We start from the raw sequence: 22,886 nt of genomic DNA on the forward strand, positions 1-22,886 counted from the left end.
CAGTCTAGGCGGGGTTCTCGGCGGAGAGACGCGCGATACGTGCCCGGGCGGCATCCTCTGAGGTTGACGACCGGCCGAGCAGCAGGCGCACCAAGCGGAGAACGGCTCCGGTGCCCCAGACCACCGGGAGCAGGGAGCGCCGCAGGCCGAGCAGCTCGCGGTATTCGCGGGGGATCGAGGCGACGGCGCCGGCGAACATGACCCGGTAGAACGGCATCATGGCGGGCCGGAGCGGGGGATTGCGAATGAAGCGCACCGCCTCGGCCACGCGTTCGTCGCTCTTGAGGATGCCGGCATCCTTGAACGCATCCAGCTGTGCCTGCAGTTCGGACGCGGAGCGCGGCGGATTGTGCACGCCGACGAGTTCTCCGGCCTTGGCCCATTCGCGCACGTAGCCGTCGGCCCCGCCGGGGATAGGGTCACCCCAGATCGTGTGCGAGGCCAGGAAGGCGTCGGTGAAAACGATGTGCACCCAGGCGAGCAGTTCGGGGTCCCCGGCGGCATAGGGACGCTCGATGCCCTGGGCGTCGCGGTAGGTGCCGGTGACCCGGTCGTGGAAGCGCCCCACGCGGGACGACTCGTGCTCGGCCAGGGTCGTGTCGGCGAAGGTCACGGTGACGAGCCACTGGATGGTGCCGGAGAGCCGTCCGAGCGGGTCTTCCCGATAGCGCGACCAATCGTGTACGCCGGCCATCGCGCCGGGGTGCAGGGTCTGCATGAGCAGGGCACGGATGCCGGCGACCATCGTCGCCATCCCGCCGTGCACGGCCCAGGAGGCGGAGCCCGGACCGAAGAAGCCGATATCGTCGCCCTGTTCGATTTTTTCGACCCACTGCGGGCGACCTGACCCGTTCCCCGAGAAGGTCACCAGAAGATGCGACCGCCAACTGTCCACGAACCTGCCCATGGATCGAGGCTAACCCGTCGCGGCTGGGCATCGGCCTCGAACCTCGCGTGCGGCAAGGCATCTAAACTCGAAGCCATGGCAGTGCCTCGCTTTCTGTTCGCCGACCAGCTCGGCCCCCATTTCGACGACGGCGGACCGATCCTGATGGTGGAGTCCGTCGGCGTTCTCGGTCGGCGCCCGTACCACCGAGCCAAAGCGCACCTCATTCTCACCGCCCTCAGGCACCGGGCCAGGGAGCTCGGTGATCGGGTCGAGTACCTGCGCGCCGAGCACTACCGGGATGTGCTGGCCGGCCGTGACCTCGAGGTGGTCAACCCCACCTCGTGGGGTTCCCGCGCGCTGGTTCACGAGCTCGGCGCGCGGGTGCTGCCCAGCCGCGGCTTCGTGACCAGCGAGGCCGACTTCGCCGTCTGGGCCGCGGGGAGACCGCCGTCCCGGCTGATCATGGACCAGTTCTATCGCCATGCACGCACGGAAACCGGGCTGCTCATGCGCGGGCCCGATCCCGAGGGCGGCCGGTTCAACTTCGACCACGACAACCGTCAGCCGCCGCCGAAGGGAGCGGTGGGCCTGGGGCTGCCGGACCCCTTCCATCCGGTGGAGGACGACATCGACGAGCAGGTGCGCGCCGACCTCGACCGGTGGCAGGCCGAGGGGCGCATTCGACTGATCGGCGAGGACGGACCCCGCCGGTTCGCCGCCACCCGGGCGGAAGCGCTCGTGGCGCTCGCCGATTTCGTCGAGACGCGTTTGAGCGACTTCGGCCCCTTCGAGGATGCCTCGCTGCTCGGGGACGAGACGATGGCCCACGCCAGGCTGAGCGTTCCCCTTAATTTGGGGCTGCTGCATCCGCGGGAGGTGATCGACGCCGTAGTCGCCGCGTACGAGACCGGGGGAGCCCCACTGCAGAGTGTGGAGGCCGTGGTGCGCCAAATCATGGGCTGGCGGGACTGGGTCTGGCACCTGTACTGGCACCTGGGTGAGGACTACGTGCGGCGCAGCAACCACCTCGAGGCGCAGGTGGCCCTGCCGCGGGAGTTCCTCGAGCTCGACGGCAGTTCCGTGAGGGCGAAGTGCCTCAGCCATGTGCTCGACGAGGTGCGCCGCACGGGCTATGCGCACCACATTCAGCGGCTGATGGTGCTCGGCAACTGGGCGCTGCAGCGCGGTTACCAACCGGCCGAGCTCACCGAATGGTTCACGAACGCCTTCGTCGACGGCGCCCCGTGGGTGATGCCCGCCAATGTGGTCGGGATGTCCCAGCACGCCGACGGCGGGATCGTTGCCACGAAGCCGTATGCCTCCGGGGGCGCCTACATCTCGAAGATGAGCGACTTCTGTGGCGCGTGCACGTTCAACCCGAAGAAACGCCTGGGCGAGGACGCATGCCCGTTCACCGCCGGGTACTGGGCCTTCCTTGACCGGGTGGAGCCACGCATCCGGGGCAATCACCGTATGGCGCAACCGCTCGCCGGACTGCGCCGCCTGGTCGACCGGGAAGAGGTCGTCGAGCAGGAGCGTGCACGCACCGAGTGGTGAGCGTCGCCCGCGGGGCGCCTCGTGAGTCCGTCGCGGCCCGTAGGTCAACCACGACACCGTTAGAGTGAAACTTCTCAGAAGGTGACCTGTAACCCGAGCAGCCCTCGACTTCCCCTGACTGAGCTGCCGAGCAAGTGTGTGGTGCTGTAGGTCAGTCAGAGCTTGAGTCCAGGCACAGGGCGGCGCGGGTCGTGGAAGCCGGCGCAGGATCTAACGTGCGCCGGCCTGTATAAGGTGCGCCGCGAGGCGTGCAGGGGTCTCGCCGCGGATGGCAGGCGGGAGGGAGACCTCGGGAGCGCGTCATCGGGACGCGGTCGTCGCACCGAGGTTTGCTGGGGCTTGATCCGCGTCGGGAAGGGGGGAGGAGTCCAACGGCGGGTGAGGGTCTACCTGGGCGGGTTGCCGCGCACGCGGCTACCTGACCTCGGTCGGCCAATCGGTCACGCCGGCGAGGGCAGCCTGCAATGACAGTGCCGAAGCCCGGGCCTGCTCGGCCCCGTGGGGGTTGAAGACATCGATCGCGAGCGGCGGGCCCTCGCCGAACTTGGGGATCTCCACTTCGACGCGACCGCCGCCGACGAGCGGCACGAACGGATGCGCCGTCCCGGCATCCCGCACGGTCGACCCGGCCGCCTCCGCGATCAGCCGCAGTGCGTCGGGCTTGGTGACGTGGGTCTGGGCCACGATCGTTGCCGAGTAGTCCATGGAACTCCTTCACTGAGGCGGACATCGCGAGGAACACATCTATCGAAGCAGGCTACGGCATCCGCGGGATGGGCACCGGGCCGGTTCCGCCGTGGCGCAGCCGAACTCCTCGACCTGGTTGGTGAGCCGGAGTACCGTGGCACTGTCTGCTCACTTTCGCATCCAGAAGCTCTCAGAAGCCGGGGTCCCCATGTCGTCGCTCACCAACTACGGCCAGGCCATCGCCTCGACGACCGTCGCGCTCCAACGACTGCTGTCCTCCCCGCCGATCGGGCTGCAGGTCACGGCCTACGTGCTCGGCGCACCCCGCACCGGTGTCGCCGGCCCCTCCATCAACCTGTTCCTCTACTACGACAGCCTGATCAGTTATCGGGAGGAGACCCAGAGGGGACCCAGCCGAGTGATTTCGGAGCTGCACTACCTGGTGAGTGCTTTTCCCGGCGACGACGTCGACACGGATGCCGGCAGCCACCGTGCCTTCGGTGCAGCGCGGGCCGCCATCGAACGCCATCCCGTGCTGAACGTCCCGATCGGCTCGGCAGACAACCTGCAGGTCTGGCTCTCACCCTCGCCGCTGACCAACGAGGTGCTGACCTCCCTCTGGCTGGCATCAAATGCGCCGCTGCGACTGTCCTTCGGCGTGATGGCCTCGTTCACCCTGGATGCAGCCGAGCGCACGGCAGTGGTCGGAACCGTCCGTGATGTCGTGAAGTTGGCCGGGGCAGGTGCGCTCGCCATGTTCACGGGAGCGGATGCCGTGGCGAAGGCCGAGGCCGCGGCATCCGTCGCGAACGAACTGGGCAAGCCTCTCGTGACGGTGCCCCTGAACGAGGTCGTGGGAGCCAGCGCTGCCGCCACCGAGGACAACCTCGGCCGCATCTTCGAACAGGCCGAACACCGCGGCGCCGTGCTGATGATCGCCGCGTCCGACCCCCTGTTCGGGATGCGGCCGGAGGTGCTCGATGTCGACGACCCCTACTCCGGGTTGGAGATCGGATCCATCCTCGACCTGCTCGGCCAGTCACCGAGCGTCGTGATCATTGAGTTGACTCATCCGGCCGGGGACGAGCTGGCGGACCGGACCCGGGTCGAGGTGCGCTTTCCGGGGCCGGGGCAGGAGCCGGAGCCGGAGCCTGGGCAGGAGCCGGAGCCGGATTCCGCGTCGGCCACCGGTGACTGAGCACGTCGAGGCCGAACTCCCGGGTTAGACCTCCCGACCAGGAGGTGAGTGTCAGGAACGCTGGCAGGGCCAGAAGTGGGACGCGCCAGATCATGGTGGGCCTCGATTCTGTCGGGACGTCGGGAATGCCTGCGACCAGAGGATACCTGCGACCAGTGGACACCTGTTCGTGCGCACCCGCCTACGCTGACTGGATGCCGTCTTTCCGTATCACCCTGATCATCGGTGCTCTCCATTCGGGCATCGCCCCGGACTCCGTCCTGCCGCACCTGACGGCTGCCGCCGCGGAGCTGACGACCGTGGAGGCATCCGATCTCGCCGTGGTCGCCGGTTCTCCGCGCGCGATCGTGCGGTTCACGGCGGATGATGCCGCGATGGCCCTCCGGGTCGGCGACCGAGTGCTCGCCGCGGCCCGCACCCGCGTGGAGCCGGTGTCGTGGCAGGTGACCGAGCGGGTCAGGACGCGCTGGTACCCGGTGCGGTGACGAGCCGCGCCCCTTCGTCGCCGCGGCGCTGCTCCGGCCGGGCCGGCGCGATGATGGTCGGTCGGTGACCGAGCTCCGACACCGTGTCCCGGGCGCCGAGAACCTGGCAGCGCTCCGTGCCCCGGTGCCACCAGAGCGAGGCCGTCCAGGCGCAGAGCAGGGCGTCGATCAGGTCTTCCCGGTGTTTGTAGGCTCGGTCGACCAACGGTGAATGCTCCGTCACCAGGGCGTCCGAGACGGAATGGGAGCCCAGGTCGAGCGGCGGCGACGCTCGGGTGAGCCCCCAGATCCGCTGGATGAGGTCATCGCAGACCATGGCCCGCTTCGTCCGGCGTTCGTCCGGCGGAAGGGAGGTGCCCATGCGCTTGTAGCGGGGTCGCTTGTCGAGGTAACCGAACTCCGCCGCGCCCACGAGCGTCGTGTAGGGGTAGCACTCAAAGAAGCTGGGGGTGGCCCTATCCATCGGCGCGAGGCCGTCGGTGTAGGTCCAGCCGGAGGCTTCCAATCGGCGTCGGATCGTCACCCCGCCGGCCCAGGGGCGGCCGAGGTTCGAGGCGTTCGCGGAGACATGCCAGCGGCCGTAGCGACTGCCGGTTTCCCGCTCGCACAGGCGCATGCCGGTGGGGTTGTTCACCACCAGGGGCGCGTCGACCGCCAGCACGGCGCCGGGTTCCCACAGGGAGTCGATCCAGCGCATCACGGCATCCGTGCCGCGGGCCCAGCCGGCGTCGAGCACCCGGCCGGTCTCGTCGATGCACGCCAGGCCGGATTCATTGGCCGGTTTCGACGTGCTGCCTTCGGCCCAGGCCAGGTCAACTCCGAGGAATCGCGTCATGGGTCATGGATAGCACAGGGAGATGACGGGCGCAGGTTCCGCCGAGGTCCGGCGCCCCTTCGTTGGGGCGTAGGCTGTTTGGATTGTTCCACAATGAGACAGAGGTCTTGACGATGACCCAGACTGAGGAACCATCCACGAACGGAAAGGTCATTGCGCTGGCGGTGGCGGGAGCCTTCGGCGGGTTTCTTTTCGGGTTCGACGCGTCCGTGATCAACGGCGCGGTGAATGCCATTCAAGACGAGTATGCGCTCACGGCGACTCTCACCGGCTTCGCGGTCGCGAGCGCGCTACTGGGCGCCGCCGCCGGGGCCTACCTAGGCGGCCGGGTCGGCGATCGATACGGTCGAATTCCGGTGATGCTTCTGGGCTCGATCATGTTCTTCGTCAGTTCGGTCGGTTCCGCCTTCGCCTTCAGCATCTACGACCTCGTGCTCTGGCGCATCGTCGGCGGTCTCGGCATCGGGCTCGCATCCGTGGTGGCCCCGGCGTACATCGCCGAGATCTCACCGCGAGCGATTCGGGGACGCCTCGGATCGCTCCAGCAACTCGCCATCACGATCGGTATTTTCTCCGCTCTGCTGTCCGACGCCCTGTTCGCCAACACCGCGGGAGGCGCGAGTGAGCCCTCCCTGTTCGGGATCGACGCCTGGCGCTGGATGTTCCTGGCCTGCGCGCTGCCCGCCGCCGTGTACTTCGTGATCGCGAAGATCCTCCCGGAGTCCCCACGGTTCCTGGTGCTGAAAGACCGTGAGACGGAGGCCCGCGCGGTCTTTCAGAAGGTATGGCCCAACGGCGATGTGGACCGCGAGATCCGCGACATCCGTGCCTCGATCAAGGCCGACACGCTGGGTCAGCGTACCGGGTCACTGCGTGGCAAGGCCTTCGGCCTGCGCCCGATCGTCTGGATCGGCATCCTCTTGTCGATCTTCCAGCAGTTCGTCGGCATCAACGTGATCTTCTTCTACTCGACCACCCTGTGGAAGGCGGTCGGCTTCGAGGAGTCGAGCTCGCTCACCATCTCGGTGTTCACCGGCCTGACCAACATCGCGGTTACCTTCATCGCCATCGCCCTGATCGACCGGATCGGACGTCGGCCGATCCTGATGACCGGTTCCATCGGCATGACGCTGTCGCTGGCCACGATGGCGATCGCCTTCAGCCAGGCGGTCACCGTGGGCGGCGAGATCAGCCTGCCCGGTGCGTGGGGTGGGATCGCCCTGGTCGCGGCCAATGTGTTCGTGGTCTTCTTTGGCGCGTCCTGGGGCCCGGTGGTCTGGGTGCTGCTCGGCGAGATGTTCCCGAACACCATCCGGGTGAAGGCGCTCGGCATCGCCGCAGCGGCCCAATGGATCGCGAACTTCTTGATCGCCGTCACATTCCCGACACTGGCGGCAGTCTCGCTGCCGTTGACCTACGGTCTGTATGCGCTGTTCGCGGCGCTGTCATTCGTGTTCGTGCTGACCAAGATTCCGGAGACCAACGGCATGTCCCTCGACGAGGCGAACACCCTTCTGCCGCCGAAGAACGCGGCGAAGACCGCGTCGAAGAACGCGGCGAAGCAGACCGAGGTCAGATAAGCCCGTGAAGAAGTTCTCCGACGCTGACGCCGAGCCTGGCGGCACGCTCGGTCAGACGGGCGTGCTCGTCGGCGGAGAGTTCCAGAGACACGGTGTGGGAGGCAGCCGGCTCGTCAAACGCGAACAGCTCCGGATGCGACGGGCCGGCCGGCAGCTTCGGGGTGGCGGCAGGCGAAGCGACGGCCCGTGCTTTCGTGGCCGAGGTCAGCGCGGAGCGCCGAACCGGTGCGGCATCGCCCTCCCGCACCCAGCCGGGGCCGGCTTTGATCGGCGCGTTCCGCTGGTACGCCTCTGACACGGCTCGGGCCCGGCTGTCAGCGGCCTCGTTGAGCGGGTGGTTAGCGTGGCCCTTGACCCATTCGAACCGGTAGCGGCGTCCGGCCAGAGCTTCGTCGAGCTCCTGGAGCAGGTCCAGGTTCATCACGGGCTTGCCATCCGCCTTGCGCCAGCCCTTGGCCTTCCAACCGCGCATCCACTTGGTGATGGAGTTGATCACATACTGGCTGTCGCACAGCACGAGCAGGTCGTCGTCGAGGTGGGCGGTTGCCCGGAACAGTTCGAGCACGGCCTTCAGTTCGCCCTGATTGTTCGTGGCGTGCTTCCAGCCGCCGGCGGCCCAGCAGGAATCGTTGACGAACCAGGCCCATCCGGCGGGGCCGGGATTGCCCAGGGCCGAACCGTCGGCAGCGGCGATGATCGTCATACAGTGGGCCTTTCCTGTGGTCCCGCTGGTTCAGGACCTGTCTAGTCTGCCATCGCGGACCAGATGGGCGAGTCCTCATGGCCGCGGGCACTGAGAGTTCGCGGGCGGGGGTTTCCGACTGGCTCTTCCGCCCACCCCGAACGAATTCGACGGAGATTCTGGCGGAAACGGCCCCAAACCCTCCGAAAGAGCAGTTTTACGCCAGAATCTCCGTCGAATTGGTTCGGTACCGGGTGCGGCGTCCGGCCCTGGAGGACCAGGGTCCACCGGGCGCAGTCAGTTTTGACCGCAGGCAGCGACACAGCCAGTCGACGAGGACTCACTCAGTTAGCCGCTGATGCAGGTGCCGGACGAGATCGGGGAGCCGAGCGTGGCGGCCTGCTCTACGACCGGGTCGACTTCCTCCATGGCGAGGGCGTAGCCGAGGTTCTCGGTGGTGGTCGACTTCGCGAAGATGACGCCCGTCACGATACCGGCCTCGCTGAGCAGGGGGCCGCCCGATTCGCCATGGTCGACGTCGGCAGCAAGCGTGTAGATCTGCCGGGAGGACGGGTCCTGCCCGTAGATGTCGGCGACCAGGGCCGGGGCCACGGCGACGACCTCGGCCGGCGCCGATTCGAATGGCCCGCCGAAGGGATAGCCGCTGCTCACCGCAAGGCTGCCCGGCGGAAGATTCTCGCCAAGGGAGAGCGGGGGAGCCTCGAGCCCCGACACTGCGATCACGGCGAGGTCCACGATCGGGTCGAAGTAGACGATCTGACCCGAACGGGACCTGCCGTCGGGCGTGACGACGACGGGCTCCTCCACCCCGGCGACGACGTGAGCGTTGGTGAGTACCCGTTCCGGAGCGACCACGAAACCGCTGCCGGACTGGTTCTGCCCGCACGCATAGGCGGTTCCGCTGATCTTCATCACCGACGCGCGCGCCGCGCGCAGGGCGTCGCTGTCGGTGCCCACGCTCGGCACGACCGGGGCCTCGCCGTTGAAGGCCTCCACGACACGCGGGATGCCCTCGGTCACCACGATGGAGCGCAGTTGGGCCAGGAAGCTCTTCACCTGGTCCGGGGTCAGGGAGTCGATCGAGCGGATCACGCTCGACGAGCTCACCGCCGACGACACCACGGGGACCCCGAGGGCACCGACGCTGAAGGCGATCATCGAGACCACGAGGGCCGACACCGCAACGGCTGCACCGGCGCCGAGCACGCGGTCGACGACCCGGAGCTTGTTGCGAGTGCCCTGGGGAGTCAGGATCCTGCCGATGGAGCGTCCGAGCGAGAGGCCGCCGATCAGCAAAACAGCTGCGGCCGCGAGGGTCGCGGCTGTGCGCCACTCCGCGGCGGGAACCCAGGTGCCCACGAGCGGCACCAGAAAGTAGGCGGCGACGGCACCCGCCGCGAGTCCGGCGATTCCGGCGATGCTGCCGATGAGGCCGTTGCGGTATCCGGAAATCAGGTAGCCGAACAGCACGACCAGCAGCAACACATCCAGAAAAATTGAGAATGCCATCCGTGAACCTCGTCCTGTTGTCGGTGTCGTGCGCTTGCCCACCGGCCGCATCCGTCTACTCCAGAGTACGTGGCCAGTCCTCCCCAGAATGTGAATCCGCCGAGTCGTGCACCGACCCGGCCCGGATCGGGAGGTGGAGGCGGTTCCGGAGAGGGTGGACCCATGAACAGGACAATCGTCAAGACCAGGGAAGCACATGACTTCCTCGCGCTCGTGCCGCAGCTCGCCGGGTTCTTGCCCGAGAAGAGCCTGGTGCTCGTCGCCTTCCGCGGCAACCGCACCTGCGGGGCGATGCGGTTCAACCTGCCCGACCCTGCGGCACCGGAGAAGGTGCTCAAGCGCATCGCCACCACGCTCGTGGGAACGCTCTGCAAGATCCCGGACGTCGACGCGCTGGTGCCCGTCGTCTACAGCGACGAGAACATCGTGGCTGTGGCCGGCCTGCCGCAGGAACGCTTCGTCGAGGTGCTGTGCGCTCGCGCCCGGCTCTCCGGTTTCCTGCTTCGCGACGCCCTGTGCGTGGCCGCCGACGGGTGGGGCTCGTACTTCGACCCGGACTGCCCGGCCGGCGGGCATCCGCTCCGCGCGATCGCCGCCTCCGAGGTGCACCGGGCCATCCCCGAAGAGGTTCGCCGCGACCTCGCGACGCTGCAGAGTCGCGCGGACCTGCCGGCGGTCGACCCGTCGATGAGAGAGCGGCTCGGCCGCCGGCTGGCGCGCTATCAACGCCTCGGCGGCCAAGCCGGCACGATGCCGGAACTGCTTGAGCTGGCCGGTGACATCCTCGACCCGGTGGTGGCCGCGGAGGCGGCGCTCGGTTTTGACCCGCAGAACCTGGGGCTTGACGACGCGGCCGCGTTGCTGTTCCTGATGCAGGGGCCGGCCTGCCGGGACCAGATGATGCTGCAATTCGCCTTCGGAGAGACGGTCGGCCGCAACACGCACTGCCTCAACCTGCGGTATGCCATCCTGCAGCGAGCCACGGGACGGAGCCTGGACGACATCATCGCTGAGGAGCAGTCCGACGGACTCGACAGCCCGCACTCCCGGGTCACGAGCGACCTTATGCTCGGGCTCGACCGGGAGCGCCCCGACCCCGAACGCATCGAGCCGGCGATCCGACTGCTGAAGGTGCTGGTCGCTCTGGCGCCGCGCACGGCCAGACCGGCGCCGCTGTGCATGCTGGCCTGGCTGTCGTGGGCGATGGGGCGCGGGTCGGTCGCCGGAATCTTCGTCGACCAGGCACTCGCCATTGACCGGCACTACGGCATGGCTGAGTTGCTCCACACCGTTTTCGGTTCGGGGCACCTACCAGACTGGGCGTTTGCGGTCCCTCCGGACGAACCCGAAAACGCCTGAGCGGAATGCCGCTATCGGACTTCCGGCGGCGGGTAACCAGCTTCAGGCATCCGGTTGGCCGTAGCGGCTACAGGTACTTGGGCGCCTCCGACAGCACGCCGTACAGGATGTCGCCGATCTCGCTGAATTCGGCCGGGCCGATGGTCAGCGGGGGAGCGAGCTGCACGACGGGGTCTCCGCGGTCGTCGGCACGGCAGTACAGCCCGGCCTCGAACAACGCCTTGGAGAGGTAGCCGCGCAGCAGGCGCTCAGACTCGGCGTCGTTGAAGGTCTCCTTGGTGACCTTGTCCTTCACCAGCTCGATTCCGAAGAAGTAGCCCTCGCCGCGCACGTCGCCCACGATCGGCAGGGCGAGCAGCTTCTCGAGCTCGGCCCGGAAAAGCGGCGAGTTCTCACGCACATTCTCGTTGAGCTTTTCCTCCTCGAAGATGTCGAGGTTGGCCATGGCCACGGCCGCGGAAACCGGGTGGCCACCGAAAGTGTAACCGTGATAAAAGGTCGTGTCACCGTGCTTGAAGGGCTCGTAGATGCGGTCGCTGATAATGGTGGCGCCGATCGGGGAGTAGCCGCTGGTCATGCCCTTCGCGCAGGTGATCATGTCCGGCTCGATCCCGAAGGTCGTGGACGCGAACATGTTGCCGATGCGTCCGAAAGCGGTGATGACCTCGTCGGCCACCAGCAGCACGTCGTACTGGTCGCAGATCTCGCGCACCCGCTTGAAGTAGCCGGGGGGCGGCGGGAAGCAGCCACCAGAGTTCTGCACGGGTTCCAGGAACACCGCGGCCACGGTCTCCGGGCCCTCGAACTGAATCATCTCTTCGATGCGGTTGGCGGCCCACAGGCCAAACTTCTCCACGTCGTCGCCGAGCCCGGAACCCAGCTCGTCGGCGCGGTAGAAGTTGGTGTTCGGGACGCGGAATCCGCCGGGGGTGACGGGTTCGAACATTTCCTTCATGGCCGGGATGCCCGTAATGGCCAAGGCGCCCTGCGGGGTGCCGTGGTAGGCCACGTTGCGGGAGATGACCTTGTGCTTGGTGGGGCGGCCCTGCAGCTTCCAGTAGTACTTGGCCAGCTTGAAGGCGGTCTCCACGGCCTCGCCGCCTCCGGTCGAGTAGAAGACCCGGTTGAGGTCGCCGGGCGCGTTTGCGGCCAGACGATCGGCTAGCTCGATGGCGCTCGGGTGGGCGTAGGACCAGATTGGGAAGAACGCGAGTTCCTCGGCCTGCTTCGCCGCCACCTGGGCAAGCCGCTTGCGGCCGTGGCCGGCGTTGACGGTGAACAGCCCGCTCAGGCCATCGATGTACCTCTTGCCGTTCGAGTCCCAGATGTGGTGGCCGACACCCTTGGTGATAATCGGCACGCCGTGGCCGCTTTCGAGCACGGACTGGCGCGAGAAGTGCATCCAGAGGTGGTCTTTCGCCTTCTGCTGCAGGGTGGCGTTCTCTGCATCCGTGTAAACGCGGGGTGTGGCCGACACCCCGGCTGTGGTGTCGCCGGTGCTGACGGTGGCAACTTCGGCGGCGACTGCGGTGACGGGCGCGGCGGAGTCGGTGGTGGCTGATGTGATTGTCATTTTTTTTACCGTGTTCCCCAGTTGTAGAACTGCTTATGGAGTTTGAGATAAACGAAGGTCTCGGTGGAGCTGACGCCCTCGAGACCGCGGATCTGTGAATTGAGGAGGTCGATCAGTTCGTCGTCGTCCTCGCAGACAACTTCGACCAGCAGGTCGAAGGAGCCGGCCGTCAGGACGACGTAGTCGACGGCTGGAATGGCGGACAGCCGGTCCGCGAGCAGTCGAGTGTCCCCGGTCGCGCGGATGCCGATCATGGCCTGGCGGTAGAAGCCCAGCTGCATCGGGTCGGTGACGGCGACGACCTGCATGACGCCGGCATCCGTCAATTTCTGCACGCGCTGTCGCACTGCGGCCTCGCTCAGGCCCACCGCCTTGCCGATTTCGGCATACGAGCGTCGGCCGTCGGCCTGGAGCTGCTCGATGATCTTCTTCGAGACCTCATCCAGTGGTGCCGGCCTGCCCGCATTGCGCCCGTTTACGCTCATCCAGCGAGTATGCCAGCGGGAGGGACCTCAGGCAAGCGATTCCGCAGCAATTCACGTCAAACACAACGGAATCCTTGGAAGATTGTCTGGTTCAGGCTCGGTTCCCGCCGCTGGGATGATCGCTGCTGGCGAGGTTCCGCCGGCTCATCGAACCACTCGGGAGCTCCGTGAGAGCTCGCGACCTTCCCAATTTCGTCGACGGCGGCCATCGTAGATAACCAATTCGACGGAGATTTTGTTTGAAACAGCTGCTTCGGCGGGTTTAGGGCCGATCCAGCCAAAATCTCCGTCGAATTCGTTCGGGACAGAGTTGATCCTCGGCCTCGGCTCGGATCGACGTGGTGGCCGGAACGGACGTTCATCCCGCGCCGCGGTCCACTGCTCGCTTGCGTCTGCGGCGGGAGCAATGGCCTCGTCGCGGAGATGCCGTACGGCGGATTCCCGCACTCCGGTACGGTAAAGACCTGTCGATGTATGTGCTCGAGGACTACACGCGAATCACGCACGCCATGTCGTAGATCGGCCACCGACCTGATCGGCCACTGAATCGGCGTCCGAATAATGGTCGTCAACGTAACGGAAAGGCACCATTCCCGTGGGGCGCGTCGGATACGAAACCGGTCCCGGCACCGAAGCCGCCTGGACCTTCGTCGTGGGGCGCGGCTTCATCGCCGCCCTGCCCGCCGGCACCCCGGCGGGCATCACCCTGACCCTGGCCGCGCTCGTTACGGCACCCCACGTCGAAGCCGAAGAACTCGTCGCCCTCTTGCCGCTCGGTGGCGAGCACGCCGTCGAGCACTTCGCGGTGATCGTTCAGCGCGCTCCCACGGACGAGGACGGCGTCCCCGTCTCCGTGATCGTTCGCGGCGAGGTTGCGGTCGACGTGTACTCGGTCGGTGGGTCGCGCCGGTTCTCGGACGTCAGCATTCGCCCCTGGCTGTTGGCCGACTTCCTGGCCGTGACCGGGTTCACGGTGGGTTCCACCGGGCGACCCGTGGCCTCCTCGCGCGCCCTCGACTCCGGCCGGCCATTCGGGCTCGGATCCGTGCTCGCGAACACCCTGTTCTGGTCGTTGGCGGAGCACAGCCAGGCCGAGTCAGCGCAGGCCGACGCAGCGCAGGCCGACGCTGCGCTGACTGACGACTCACCTGCCGACGATGCCACGATCGTGCGCTCCGGCGCCGCGGGCCGCGCGGCGGATGCCGACACCGTTCTCGCCCGCCCGGCCGGGGCCGACACCCTGATCTCCGACGTCCGGGCGCCCGGGCAGCCCGGGCCTGCGGCCGGCGCACGGGCCCGGGCCGCCGAGGCTCGCTTCGCGTTCCGGCTGCCGAACGGGGAGGAGATCCCGCTGGACCTTCCCTGCCGGCTCGGTCGCCGACCGCGAGCGCCGCGCATCAGTGCCGCCGCGCCGGTGCGGCTGATCGAGGTTGCCTCGCCCACCTCCGCCGTCTCCGGCACCCACGTGGAAATACGACAGGAGGGCGGCTCTATCGTCGTCACCGACCTCGGTTCCACGAACGGCACCGTGGTGGCTCCGCCACGCGGGCGCAGGCAACGGCTTCATTCCGGCCAATCGCTCGCAGTGCTGCCCGGTACGACGGTGCACTTAGGGGACGGTAATATCATCGAGATCCTCCCCGCAGCCGGCAACACGCCCGGTCAGTAATCGCGCGGCAATTTCGGAAGGCACAACCGTGACCCAGATTGGTCAAGGCTCAACCGGTTCCATCGTCGTACTTCCGTCGGTGCAGAAAACCGTGACGCTGGCCTGGGCGGCGATCACCGACACCGGGCACCGCCGCCAGATCAACGAAGACAGCCTCGTCGCCGAAATTCCCGTCTTCGCGGTCGCCGACGGCATGGGCGGTCACTCCGCCGGCGACGTCGCCAGCGCCGCCGTCGTGACCCGGCTGGCCGAGCTCGCCGGAACGGACCACGTCGAAGCGGAGGCGATCAACGACGCGCTCAGCCGTTCCGTCGTCGACATGGCCTCGGGCGAGGGTGTGACCGACCTTGGCACCGGAACGACCGTGACGGGCGCCGCGCTGGCCGTCGTCTCCGGCGAGCCGCAGTGGATCGTGTTCAACATCGGCGACTCCCGGGTGTACCAGCTCACCTCCGGCGTGCTGGAGCAGGTCACCACCGACCACTCCGTGGTCCAGGAACTCGTGGACGCGGGCCGGATCACCAGGGACGAAGCGGATGTGCACCCGCACGGCAACATCGTCACCCGCGCCGTGGGCTTCCACGAACCACCCGTGCCCGACTATCGCATCCGCCCCCTCCAGGCCGGGATGCGGCTCCTGATCTGCTCCGACGGCCTGACCAAGGAGCTGACGGCATACGGCATCCGTCATTTCTTGATCTCCAACCCTCGGGCGGATGACGCGGCCAGGGCTCTCTTGGAAGCCGCGCTCGACAACGGCGGCCGCGACAACGTCACGGTGATCGTGCTCGACGTGATCACCGTCAGCGATGTCGTACCCCCAGAGTTGGGGTAGCTTTCTACCGCCCGTCCGGCAGCGAGACACCTAAAATTAGGGAGCGCCTGTCGAGTCACCCGGTCGATATGCGCCTATTCACGCACGACCCGCACTGATGATGACACCGGGAGGCGACATGGCACGGCGCTTACCCTCCACGCCGCCGAACCTGCCGGGATTCTCCTATCTCCGTCCGCTCGGATCCGGCGGTTTCGCCGACGTGTTCCTCTACGAGCAGAACATGCCCAGGCGCCAGGTCGCGGTCAAGGTACTCCTGTCCGAGATCGTCAACGACCACGTGCGCCAGCTGTTCCAGGCCGAGGCCAACCTGATGGCCCAGCTGAGCTCGCATCCGTCGATTCTCACGGTTTTCCAGGCGAGCGTCTCCGCGGACGGACGACCGTATCTCGTCATGGAGTACTGCTCCTCGACCCTCAGCCAGCGCTACCGCTTTGAACCGCTCTCGGTGCCGGATACCCTGCGGATCGGTGTGAAGATAGCGAGCGCCGTCGAGACCGCGCACCGGTCCGGGGTGCTCCACCGGGACCTGAAGCCGTCCAACATCCTGGTCACCGCGTATGGGCACCCGGTGCTGTCGGACTTCGGGATCGCCGCCACCCTCGGCGAGGCCGAGAGGAGCGACGCCATCGGGCTCTCCATTCCGTGGTCGGCCCCTGAGGTGCTGCTCGGCGAGATCTCCGGGTCGGTCGCCTCGGAGGTGTGGTCGCTCGGCGCCACCCTCTACTCGCTCCTGGTCGGTATGTCCCCGTTCGAAGTGGCCGGTACCGAGAACGGTTCGGCCCAGATGATGGCCCGCATCAACAAGGCCCGCGTGCCGCCGCTCGACCGCGCCGACGTGCCGGCCCGGCTCGGCGCCATCCTGAATCGCTCGATGTCGCGGCGGCCGGAACTGCGGCAGCCGAGCGTGCTGGAACTCATCCGAGAGCTTCAATCGGTGGAGGCCGAACTCGGTCTCGCGCAGACGCCCCTCGAGGTGGAGCAGGACGGCTGGGCCGTCGCTGCCCTCGCCGACCAGGAGGACCGGACCCGGATCACGGGCATCAACTCAGTCGACGCCTACGCCGGCCGCCGCCGCCGGAAGGCGTCGCCAACCGGCCTCGGCACGCGCTCGGCGACCTCGGCACTGCTGAGTACCGGGCAGCTGACCACCGGCCCGCAGGGGGACACTGTGACCACCCGGCCCAAGAAGCGGAGGCGCACGCTCACGGTATGGGGACTCGTGTCTGCGGCGGTGATCATCGTGGGACTCGCGACCACGGCGGCGACCGTGCTGGTGACCCAGGCCGGCACCGGCATCCCTCTGGTCAGTGATGTGGATGGCGCGCTCCGCTCTGGAACCATCGTGTTCAGCTGGGCCGACCCCGGGGTCCGGGACGGCGACACCTTCGTGGTGACCCTGCGCAGCGGTCAGAGCAGCATCCAGCGGGGAACGGAATTCCGGGTCGACCCGCAGGGACAATCTCGGGTCTGTGCGACCGTCACGGTCAACCGGGACGGCAAGCTCGGCGCTCCGAGCGGGGAAAAATGCGTCGACACCCGCCTTCCGGGCGCGTCCGGCGGCGCCGGGTGATCCGTCGCTGGCTCGCCCGCCACCGCTCGCTCTTCGCCACCGCGCTCAGCGGCACCGTGGTCGTGGCCGTCATTGCCACCGTGGCCATCGCCTCCGGTGGATACACCGCGCAGCGCCTCGACCTCGGAGACGCGGCCGTCTGGGTGAGTAACGAGGCCCGCCAGGTCGTCGGGCGAGCCAATACGGCCGTCTTCGAACTGAACACGGTGGTCAGCGCCGGAAGCACCAGCCTCGACGTGGTGCAACGGGGCGCCACCGTGCTGGTGCTGGACCGTGGCAACAGCGCCCTCGACATCCTCGACCCCGCGACTGCGGAGGTGGCCGACAGCGTGGCCCTGCCGCCGGACGCTGCCTCGGTCTTCTTGGCCGGCGACCGCGCGGTGGTCACCGCGAACGGCGACGTCTGGAGCGTGGCCGCGAGCCAGCTGTCCGAGTTCGACAGCACCACCGAGCCGACGCTGGCCTTCGGTGCCGGCTCCGTGGTCAGCCTCGACGAGGCCGGCGTGCTGTTCGCCTTCACGCCGGCGACGGGGGAACTCTCCCAGGTCGACCTGCTCACCGCGGACACCATTACCAGCACGGTCACGCTCACGGCCGGCGAAAAGGATGACCGCTATCAGCTGACCAGCGTCGACGGCCGGTGGGCGCTGCTCAACGCGTCGAGCCGGCGACTGTTCCAGGCGGAGGGGGTTGAAGACCTGTCCGGGAGCATCCGTTCCGGGGATGAGCCCGTCCTGTCGGAGCCGAGCGTGACGGGCGACCGCGTTCTCATCGCCCACCGTGAGGGGCTCATTGCGGTGCCCCGTGCCGGCGGACGCCTGACTCCGCTCGTCACCGGCCGGAGCGGGGACGCCGCCGCGCCCGTACAGGACGCCTACTGCGCCCATGCCGCCTGGTCGGACGGCACCGTCTGGCGCGACTGCGCGGCGGCCGGCGCGGAGGGCGGCGCCGGAAGCGACGGCGCCACCGCCACCCTGTCCGGCGTCGCCGGGGACGCCCGGCTGGCCTTCCGCCGGAACGGAACCGGACTCGTGCTGAACGACGCCCGCAACGGCACGACCTGGGCAGTGCAGCAGGGCAACGAACTGATCGACAACTGGGCCGAACTGATCGACACCGACCCCGATCAGCAGCAGGTCGAGCAGGCGGCTGACGACACCCCGCCGGAGTTCGAGAAGTCCCAGGTGCCACCCGTCGCTGTCGACGACGCTTTCGGCGGCCGGCCGGGACGCACCGTCACCCTGCCCGTGCTGCTCAACGACTTCGACCCCAACGGCGACGTGCTGGTGATCTCGGCGCTCACCCCCGTGCCCGAGTCGGCCGGGCGGCTCGAGCTCGTGGCGGACACTCAGCAGGTGCAGCTGACCCTCACGCCGGAGGCATCCGGATCACTGAGCTTCGACTACATCATCGACGACGGGCGCGGCGGGAGCGCCTCGGCCACGGTCACGGTCGCGGTGCGCTCCCCCGAGGAGAACGCCGCACCCGTGCAGGCCCGCACGACGAACACCACGGTGCGCGCCAATGGACGGGTGACCACGGCGGTGCTGGGCGACTGGGTCGACCCGGACGGCGACCCGTTCTATCTGGCGGCGGCGACCGCGCCCGCACCGGACCAGATCAGCTTCACGCCGGCCGGGTCCGTCGTCTACACGGATGCCGGCGCGGGCGGGGGCGCGAAAACGGTGGGCCTCACCGTCTCCGACGGCCGTGCCGGCGGGGCCGGCGCGCTCTCGGTGATGGTGCGGCCGAGCGGCTCGGTGCCCATCGTCGCCGAGGCGTTCGTGGTGCTTGCGACCGCCGGCAGCGAGGTGGCCGTGTCGCCGCTGGAGCATGTGCGCGGCGGATCGGCGCCGCTGCGCCTGAGCAGCGTGCCGGCCAAACCCGAGGTGAACATCACCGCGGACTTCGACGCCGGCACCTTCCGGTTGCAGAGCAGCGTGGTGGGGGTGCACGAGATCGAGTACGCGGTGACGGATGGCGAACTCACCGCCACCGGACGCATCCGCGTCAACGTGACGGCCGCGCCCGACGCCAGCAGCGCCCCCGTCACCGTGCCGCACACCGCCTTCATCCGCGGCCAGCAGGCCACCCTCGTGGACGTGCTCGCCACGGACTCCGATCCGGCCGGTGGGGTACTTTTGGTGACGGGTATCACGGATGTCCCCGCCGACAGCGGACTTCGAATCGAGATCCTCGACCAGCGCATCCTGCGCGTGACCCTGACCAAACCCCTCGAGGGCGGCACGGCCGTGTTCGGCTACCGGGTCAGCAACGGCCTCGCCGACGCCGCGGGCACGGTGACCGTGATCGAGATCCCGCCGCCGGCCCAGAAGCAGGCCCCGATCGCCGTGCCGGACTCGATCTCCGTGCGCGTCGGCGACGCCATCGACATCCCCGTGCTCGCGAATGACGAGCATCCCGAGGGCGACACCCTCACCCTGGCGCCGGAGCTCGCGACCGAACTGCCCGCCGGCGGCGGTCTGCTCTTCGTCTCGGGCCGGGTGCTGCGGTTCCTGGCGCCGGACACGGCCGGCAACGTCACCGCCGTCTACCGAGTGAACGCCCCGGACGGCCAGTTCGCGAACGCCGAGGTCAGCATCGCGGTGCGGGAAGCCGATCCCACCTCGAACAGCGCCCCCGTGCCGAAAACCGTGACGGCCCGCGTGCTCGCCGGGGACACGGTGAGCATCCCGATCCCGCTGTCCGGCATCGACCCCGACGGCGATTCCGTGCAACTGGTCGGCCAGGAGACCAGTCCGGAGAAGGGGTCGGTCACGGTCACAGGCGTGGACTCGCTCGACTACACGGCCGGGGAGTACTCGGCCGGCACGGACACGTTCAGTTACTCGGTGGTCGACGCGCTCGGGGCCCGGGCCGTCGGCACCGTGCGGGTGGGGATCAGCCCGCGCCTCGACGGCGCCCGCAACCCGGTCGCCACTCCGGACGAAGTCGTGGTGCGCCCCGGCAGTACGATTGCCGTGCGGGTGCTCGGCAACGACTCCGACCCCGACGGCGGCACCCTGAGCATCACCGGCGTGGAGGCGAGCGGCCAGGCGAGCGGCGAGGCCGACTCGGGCACCGCCGTCGTCGACGGCGACACCGTGGCCGTGACCTCACCCGTGACACCGGGCCGCTACGGCTTCATCTATGAAATCCAGAACGTGCGGGGCGGAACGAGTTCCACCTTCCTCACGGTCGTGGTCCGCGAGGACGCCCCGCGCTCGCGTCCGGATGCACGCGACACCCACGTGCCGCTGTCAGACGTGCTCGAGGCCCGGACCGTCGACGTCGACGTGCTGGCCAACGTCTTCTTCGCGGAGGGGCCGGCCACCGCATTGGCTCTGACGGTGCCCGAGCGTTTCTCGGGAATCGCCGAGGTGACGCCGGCCCGGCGCATCCGGGTCACGGTGGGCTCGACCAGCCAGATCATCCCGTTCGCGGTGACGCACCCGGAGGACGCGAGCATCGTGTCCTACGCGTTCATCTGGGTTCCCGGGACCGACGACGCCCTACCCCAGGTGCGCCGCGGTGCCCCGCCGCTGACCGTGCAGAGCGAGGCGCTGCTCTCCATCGACATCAACGACTACGTCGTCGCGGTCGGCGGAAAAAAGGTGCGCCTCACCGACCGCAGCCTCGTGCGGGCGACGCATTCGGACGGGGCCGACCTGGCCCGGAACGACACCGGCCTCGCGTTCACGAGCACCGACAAATACTTCGGGCCGGCGTCCATTTCGTTCGAGGTCACCGACGGTTCGGGGCCTGAAGACCCGGATGGGCGCACGGCGACCATCGTGCTGCCCATCGAGGTCACGCCCCGCGAGAATCAGCCGCCCGGTTTCAATGGAGCGGTGCTCGAGTTCGAGCCCGACCAGGAGAAGGTCATCGACCTGACCCGACTCACCAGTTACCCGTATCCGAACGACCAACCTGAGCTGGCGTACACCGTGCTCGACCCGCTTCCGACCGGTTTCAGCTACGCGCTCGACGGGCAGACGCTCACCCTGCGCGCCACGGAATCCACCCCGAAGGGCGCGCGGAGCACGATCACGATCGGCGTGCGCGACGGCGTTCAGGAGGGCCGAGCCGGCCGGATCGACCTGCGCGTGGTCGCGTCAATGCGACCCGTCGCCATCCCCGTGACGGATGCCGCGGTCGCTCCCCGCGGTCGCACGACCGTCATCGACGTGCTCGCGAACGACGGCGCCACCAACCCGTTCCCGTCCGTGCCGCTGCGCGTGCTCGCGGTGCGCGGCCTGGACGGCGGCGCCGTTCCGGCCGGGGTGAGTATCACGCCCAGCACGGACCGAAGCCGGCTGTCGGTCCGGGTGTCCTCGGACGCCGCGCCGACCGACCTGACCCTGCAGTACCAGGTGGCCGACGCGACGAACGACCCTGCCCGCTACGCCTGGGGCACCGTGCGCATCTCGGTGCAGGACAAACCCGACCCGGTGTCCAGCCTGCGCGTCACCGGCTTCTTCGATCGGGGCCTGTCCTTCTCGTTCAACGCCGGGGCCTTCAACAACTCGGCGATCACCGGGTATCAGATTTCCCTCCTCGACGCCGCGTCGGGGGCCGTGCTGTCCACCTCGCTCTGCTCAGCGACCTCCTGCCAGGTCGCGACGCCCGGCAACGGCCAGGGCAATGCTCTGCGTGTGTCGGTCGCCGCGCAGAACGGGATCGGGCTGTCCGAGGCGACCATGCTGTCCGATCGGGTCTGGTCCGACTCGGTGCCGACCGCGCCGACCGGCCTGGTTGCGGAGCCGCTCGACGGCGGGCTGCGCCTGCGCTGGAACACGGTTGCCCCGGTGGGCGGCGGGACGGCGATTCGCGGCTATGTGGTGACCCGGAACGGCGCCGTCCAGGAGGAGGTCAGCGCTTCCGGATCGAGTTGCGCGGCGGGAACCTGCTCCGTCGACGTGATGGGCCTCGTCAACGGCGTGAACACCCCCTTCACGGTCAGCGCCCGCAACGACGCCTACCCGGCCCTGGCCGGTTGGAACAGCGCGGCCGGGAGTGCGACGCCGTTCGGCCCGGCCCGCGCCGGCGCGATCACGGCCAGCGCGGCCGACGCCGCCGGAGCGGTGACCGTGACGTGGGACGGGTTTGACGGCCGCGGCGCCCTCATCGGCGGCTACTTCGTGCAGCGGCTGCGCGAAGATCAGGTTCCGACGGGTGCGCAGGCGTGCACGGTGTCCGCGTCGGGGGAGCTTCAGCCACCGACAGAGGGCGGCATCGTCGCCCAGCAGAAGGCGCTCGGCGGCGACGCGAACAGCACCGTGTTCGACAGCCTCCTCGCGGACAACGGCCGCTACTACTTCGCCGTCTGGGGGTACAACAAGGCCGGCTGCGCCCCGACGGCGGTGGCGAGCGTTCTCGTGCGCCCGGCGCCCGGACCGGTCACCGATGTGCAGAGCACCATGGCGGCGCGGGGCGATGCCTGGGATCTGCGCGTCGACGGGATCAACCCGAGTGCGGGCATCCGGGACTACCGGCTGCGCGCGGTCGACGGCTCCGGCGGGTTCGTTCCGAGATCCGAGGTCGTCTTCAGCGGGGCCGGCTGGCCGCGCGAACTTCTGAGTCTCCCGTTCGGTGAGATTGTGCGTTATCAGGTTTCGGCCTGTACCGACTGGGGCTCGTGCGGGCCGTGGTCGGGCACGCTGACCGCGCCCGAGGCCTCCGTCAGCTTCACCGTGACCGGGCTTGCCTACGACCCGGCCACCGGAGTCATCAGCTGGACCAACGGGCCTCAGAACAACGGCCTTCCCGCCGCCTACAGCTGCTCGGTGCCCGGCGACGCCACGGTGACCCCGCGGGATGCCGACTCCCCGAACACCTGCAGGTTCGGCACCGACGCGCCGCCCCCGCCGGCCGGCGCCGTGCTTCTGGCGCTGACCGTGAATAATCAGACCTATACCTATGCGCCGTGAACCAACGAAAGTGATCACC

Annotated in this window: 16 protein-coding genes; 9 read left to right on the forward strand and 7 right to left on the reverse strand. The window is 68.5% G+C overall.

Translation table 11 applies throughout. The annotated features are described in order from the left end of the window. Positions 1–4: 4 nt before the first annotated feature. A complete protein-coding gene (locus E3T40_RS14115) occupies positions 5–907 on the reverse strand; it encodes an oxygenase MpaB family protein (protein ID WP_134544333.1) in 903 nt (300 codons plus the stop codon). A gap of 75 nt (positions 908–982) precedes the next feature. Here E3T40_RS14115 and E3T40_RS14120 point away from each other — a divergent pair, with 75 nt between their 5' ends. Then, complete coding sequence (locus E3T40_RS14120; RefSeq protein ID WP_104170345.1) at positions 983–2,446, forward strand: cryptochrome/photolyase family protein; 1,464 nt, start codon at positions 983–985, stop codon at positions 2,444–2,446. A gap of 414 nt (positions 2,447–2,860) precedes the next feature. Here E3T40_RS14120 and E3T40_RS14125 read toward each other — a convergent pair whose 3' ends face one another. Next, positions 2,861–3,151, reverse strand: a complete 291-nt coding sequence (locus E3T40_RS14125) for a hypothetical protein (protein WP_104170344.1) — start codon at positions 3,149–3,151, stop codon at positions 2,861–2,863. A gap of 136 nt (positions 3,152–3,287) precedes the next feature. On the opposite strand from E3T40_RS14125, the gene E3T40_RS14130 reads away from it, so the two are divergent. After that, positions 3,288–4,331: a Pvc16 family protein gene (locus E3T40_RS14130; RefSeq protein ID WP_134544336.1), complete on the forward strand. Its 1,044-nt coding sequence runs from the start codon at positions 3,288–3,290 to the stop codon at positions 4,329–4,331. A gap of 194 nt (positions 4,332–4,525) precedes the next feature. Continuing rightward, the gene (locus tag E3T40_RS14135) at positions 4,526–4,816 is read left to right on the forward strand and encodes a hypothetical protein (RefSeq protein ID WP_134544339.1); all 291 of its coding nucleotides are present in this window, start codon (positions 4,526–4,528) and stop codon (positions 4,814–4,816) included. Here E3T40_RS14135 and E3T40_RS14140 read toward each other — a convergent pair. Further along, complete coding sequence (locus E3T40_RS14140) at positions 4,788–5,651, reverse strand: DUF429 domain-containing protein (protein ID WP_104170340.1); 864 nt, start codon at positions 5,649–5,651, stop codon at positions 4,788–4,790. The genes E3T40_RS14135 and E3T40_RS14140 overlap by 29 nt on opposite strands. Positions 5,652–5,758: 107 nt before the next feature. Between E3T40_RS14140 and E3T40_RS14145 the strand changes: the two genes are divergently transcribed. Then, entirely contained in the window at positions 5,759–7,231 is a 1,473-nt protein-coding gene (locus E3T40_RS14145; protein ID WP_104193915.1) for a sugar porter family MFS transporter, read from the forward strand. Here the strand turns inward: E3T40_RS14145 and E3T40_RS17655 are convergent. Both E3T40_RS17655 and E3T40_RS14155 read right to left on the reverse strand, forming a co-directional pair. Further along, positions 7,224–7,934 carry an RNase H family protein gene (locus tag E3T40_RS17655; protein WP_134544341.1) on the reverse strand — a complete coding sequence of 237 codons (711 nt, stop codon included), beginning with the start codon at positions 7,932–7,934 and terminating at the stop codon, positions 7,224–7,226. The two genes, E3T40_RS14145 and E3T40_RS17655, sit on opposite strands and share 8 nt — an antisense overlap. Positions 7,935–8,261: 327 nt before the next feature. Continuing rightward, on the reverse strand, positions 8,262–9,443 hold the full coding sequence (locus E3T40_RS14155) for a MarP family serine protease (protein WP_134544344.1): 1,182 nt from the start codon (positions 9,441–9,443) through the stop codon (positions 8,262–8,264). Between the two features lie 162 nt (positions 9,444–9,605). On the opposite strand from E3T40_RS14155, the gene E3T40_RS14160 reads away from it, so the two are divergent. Further along, complete coding sequence (locus E3T40_RS14160) at positions 9,606–10,802, forward strand: DUF4192 domain-containing protein (protein ID WP_134544347.1); 1,197 nt, start codon at positions 9,606–9,608, stop codon at positions 10,800–10,802. A gap of 67 nt (positions 10,803–10,869) precedes the next feature. Here the strand turns inward: E3T40_RS14160 and E3T40_RS14165 are convergent, their stop codons facing one another. Both E3T40_RS14165 and E3T40_RS14170 read right to left on the reverse strand, forming a co-directional pair. Continuing rightward, positions 10,870–12,375 (reverse strand): aspartate aminotransferase family protein, encoded by a 1,506-nt coding sequence (locus E3T40_RS14165; RefSeq protein WP_104170335.1) that lies wholly within the window; start codon positions 12,373–12,375, stop codon positions 10,870–10,872. A gap of 5 nt (positions 12,376–12,380) precedes the next feature. Beyond that, positions 12,381–12,860, reverse strand: a complete 480-nt coding sequence (locus E3T40_RS14170) for an Lrp/AsnC family transcriptional regulator (RefSeq protein ID WP_104170334.1) — start codon at positions 12,858–12,860, stop codon at positions 12,381–12,383. A gap of 595 nt (positions 12,861–13,455) precedes the next feature. Between E3T40_RS14170 and E3T40_RS14175 the strand changes: the two genes are divergently transcribed. The 4 genes from E3T40_RS14175 to E3T40_RS14190 all read left to right on the forward strand — a co-directional run bounded on the left by E3T40_RS14175 (position 13,456) and on the right by E3T40_RS14190 (position 22,867). After that, on the forward strand, positions 13,456–14,529 hold the full coding sequence (locus E3T40_RS14175) for an FHA domain-containing protein (RefSeq protein WP_134544350.1): 1,074 nt from the start codon (positions 13,456–13,458) through the stop codon (positions 14,527–14,529). Between the two features lie 28 nt (positions 14,530–14,557). Continuing rightward, positions 14,558–15,364, forward strand: coding sequence for a PP2C family serine/threonine-protein phosphatase (locus tag E3T40_RS14180; RefSeq protein ID WP_104170332.1), 807 nt, complete (start codon positions 14,558–14,560; stop codon positions 15,362–15,364). A gap of 118 nt (positions 15,365–15,482) precedes the next feature. Beyond that, positions 15,483–16,937 carry a serine/threonine-protein kinase gene (locus tag E3T40_RS14185; RefSeq protein WP_104193907.1) on the forward strand — a complete coding sequence of 485 codons (1,455 nt, stop codon included), beginning with the start codon at positions 15,483–15,485 and terminating at the stop codon, positions 16,935–16,937. Further along, positions 16,934–22,867, forward strand: a complete 5,934-nt coding sequence (locus tag E3T40_RS14190; protein WP_134544353.1) for an Ig-like domain-containing protein — start codon at positions 16,934–16,936, stop codon at positions 22,865–22,867. Before E3T40_RS14185 ends, E3T40_RS14190 begins: the two co-directional genes overlap by 4 nt. Positions 22,868–22,886 lie beyond the last annotated feature (19 nt).

The sequence above is a fragment of the Cryobacterium sp. TMT1-19 genome, assembly GCF_004403055.1.
GTDB lineage: Bacteria > Actinomycetota > Actinomycetes > Actinomycetales > Microbacteriaceae > Cryobacterium > Cryobacterium sandaracinum.

What these genes read in the sequence shown, in the direction of transcription:
- E3T40_RS14115 (WP_134544333.1), bottom strand. Translation starts at nt 907, where the DNA reads ATGGGCAGGTTCGTGGACAGTTGGCGGTCGCATCTTCTGGTGACCTTC.
- E3T40_RS14120 (WP_104170345.1), top strand. Translation starts at nt 983, where the DNA reads ATGGCAGTGCCTCGCTTTCTGTTCGCCGACCAGCTCGGCCCCCATTTC.
- E3T40_RS14125 (WP_104170344.1), bottom strand. Translation starts at nt 3,151, where the DNA reads ATGGACTACTCGGCAACGATCGTGGCCCAGACCCACGTCACCAAGCCC.
- E3T40_RS14135 (WP_134544339.1), top strand. Translation starts at nt 4,526, where the DNA reads ATGCCGTCTTTCCGTATCACCCTGATCATCGGTGCTCTCCATTCGGGC.
- E3T40_RS14140 (WP_104170340.1), bottom strand. Translation starts at nt 5,651, where the DNA reads ATGACGCGATTCCTCGGAGTTGACCTGGCCTGGGCCGAAGGCAGCACG.
- E3T40_RS17655 (WP_134544341.1), bottom strand. Translation starts at nt 7,934, where the DNA reads ATGACGATCATCGCCGCTGCCGACGGTTCGGCCCTGGGCAATCCCGGC.
- E3T40_RS14155 (WP_134544344.1), bottom strand. Translation starts at nt 9,443, where the DNA reads ATGGCATTCTCAATTTTTCTGGATGTGTTGCTGCTGGTCGTGCTGTTC.
- E3T40_RS14160 (WP_134544347.1), top strand. Translation starts at nt 9,606, where the DNA reads ATGAACAGGACAATCGTCAAGACCAGGGAAGCACATGACTTCCTCGCG.
- E3T40_RS14165 (WP_104170335.1), bottom strand. Translation starts at nt 12,375, where the DNA reads ATGACAATCACATCAGCCACCACCGACTCCGCCGCGCCCGTCACCGCA.
- E3T40_RS14170 (WP_104170334.1), bottom strand. Translation starts at nt 12,860, where the DNA reads ATGAGCGTAAACGGGCGCAATGCGGGCAGGCCGGCACCACTGGATGAG.
- E3T40_RS14185 (WP_104193907.1), top strand. Translation starts at nt 15,483, where the DNA reads ATGGCACGGCGCTTACCCTCCACGCCGCCGAACCTGCCGGGATTCTCC.